This is a genomic window from Salinispora goodfellowii (assembly GCF_059570675.1).
This window is the reverse complement of record NZ_JCANTD010000083.1, coordinates 1-2,462: the sequence shown is the minus strand read 5'-3', so window position 1 is coordinate 2,462 and position 2,462 is coordinate 1. Positions and strand designations below refer to the sequence as shown.

Here is a 2,462-nt window from a genome sequence, read left to right as displayed (position 1 = left end):
GCCTCCCACGACACCTCCAACAACAACCGCTGCTGCGGATCCATCGCCACCGCCTCACGCGGCGAAATCCCGAACAGACCCGCGTCGAACTGCGCTGCCGTGGGCACGAAACCACCGACGGCGGAGTACGAGGCGTCGGCGGGAACGGACCAGCCCCGGTCGACGGGGAACGCCGACATGCCGTCCGCGCCACCGGCGACCAACCGCCACAGGTCCTCCGGCGACTCCACCCCACCCGGATACCGGCACGCCATCCCCACGATCACGATGTCGTCGCCGGTCAACGGCTGGGCCACGGCGGCGGGAGCATCGCCCGCGCCGGCCAGACCCAGCGTGTCGAGGAGGTGATCGGCAAGGATCTGCGGGGTCGGGTAGTCGAACACCAGCGACGACCCCAGGTGCAGACCGGTAGCCGCGTTGATCCGGGTCTTCACCTCGACCGCGGTCACCGAGTCGATACCCAGGTCCCGGAACGCCGTCCCCGCCTCCACCTGGCCCGCACCCGCATAACCCAGCGCCTTCGCGGTCTGCGCCCGCACCAACGTCAGCAACTCCCGACGGCGCTCGGCCTCGGACAGACCCGCGAGGCGAGCGGTCAGCCCACGGTCCGCGACCGTCTCCTCGGCCACGACAAGCTCGCCGAACAGCGGCGCCGGTCGCTGCGCGGCGAACGTCGGCACGAACCGCGACCAGTCCACATCCGCGACAGTCGTCGTCACGTCACCGGCGTCGACGGCCAACGCCAGGGCCTGCATCGCCAGCTCGGGGTCCATCGCCGCCAGACCACGACGCGCCAGATAGTCCGCCGCACCGGCCTCCCCGGCCATCCCACCGTCGGCCCACGGACCCCACGCGACCGCCGTGCCCGGCTTGCCGGCGGCCCGCCGCGACTCCACCAGCGCGTCCAACGCCGCGTTTCCGGCCGCATACGCGGCCTGACCGCCGCTGCCCCACACCCCGGCGATCGACGAGAACACCAGGAACACATCGAGATCGTGGTCGGCGGTTGCCTCGTCCAGGTGCAACGCACCCGACACCTTCCCCGACACCACCGCCCCGAACGAGTCCTCGGTGACGTCGAGCAGGCTCTCCATGCCCGACACACCCGCCGCGTGCACCACACCGGCCAGATCCTCAATGCCAGCCACCACGTCGCGAACAGCGTTCCGGTCGGCGACGTCGCACGCCACCACCGAAGCCTCAGCGCCCATAACGGTCAGCTCGGCCACGAGATCGCCGGCACCGGGAGCCTGCTCGCCCCGCCGCGACACCAGCACCACCCGCGACGCCCCGCGCCCCACCACCCAGCGCGCCACCCGGGAACCCAAGGCACCCGTACCACCGGTGATCAACACCGTGCCCGACATCGACACCGGAGCCACTGATCCGACCGGCGCGGACGCCCGGAGCCTGCGCACGAACACCCCGGACGGGCGGACGGCGATCTGGTCCTCGCCGCCCCCGGCCAGCACCGCCGCGAACCGGCGACCGTCGCGCTCGCCCAGCACCGCCGGCACGTCGACCAGACCACCCCACGACTGCGGCAACTCCAGCGCGGCCACCCGACCCACGCCCCACACCGTCGACGCGGCGACGTCCGTCACCGACTCGGACCGACCCACCGCCACCGCACCCCGCGTCACCGCCCACACCGGCGCGGTGACACCAGCGGCGGTGACCTCCTGCACCGCGGCGACCAGCGGCCACGGCTCCCGGCCGACCCACACCACACCGCGTACATCCTCGACCGCCGCCGCCCGCACCACGTCGGCGCCGGCCGAGGACGGCACACACGCCACCTCGGCGCCGGCCGACGACAGCGCGGACACCACATCGTCAGCCCGCGTGTCGGACAGCACCAACCACCTACCGGACAGCACCGCAGGAGCCGGCTCCGCCATCGGCGCCCAACCGACCCGGTACCGCCAACCCTCCACCACGGTCTGCGAACGACGCCGGCGACGCCACGCGGACAGCGACGGCAGCAGGCCGTCCAACGCCGCCGCGTCGTCGGCGGCCAGGCCCAGCTCGGCGACGAGGCCGTCCCGGTCGGCGCTCTCCACCGCCGACCAGAAGCCGCTGTCGTCGTCGCCGGCCGCCGGTGCCGGCTCGGACGGGGTGAGCCAGTAGCGGTCCCGCTGGAACGGGTACGTGGGCAGGTCGACTGTCGTGCCGCCCCACTCGGCGAACATGGCCGGCCAGTCCACGTTCACGCCGGCGGTGTGCAGGCGACCCAGCGCGTCCAGCAGCGCCTCGGTCTCGTCCCGGTCCTTGCGTTGGGTCGCCACGCAGAGGCCGTCCGCGAGGGCGTCCTGGGCGGATCCGCTGAGCACGGCGGTCGGCCCCACCTCTACACAGCGGGTCACGCCGTGGGCGGCGAGCCACCGCATGCCGTCGGCGAAGCGCACCGCCTCGCGCACGTGCCGCACCCAGTAGCCGGCGGTGAACTGCTCAACCGGCTC

General features: G+C 73.3%; 1 protein-coding gene. It reads right to left on the bottom strand.

Features of this window, described 5'->3' with window-relative positions; all coding sequences use genetic code 11:
* Window positions 1-2,462 (bottom strand): SDR family NAD(P)-dependent oxidoreductase (locus tag T398_RS26675; RefSeq protein WP_496450562.1); only part of this gene is annotated, 2,462 nt, incomplete at both ends.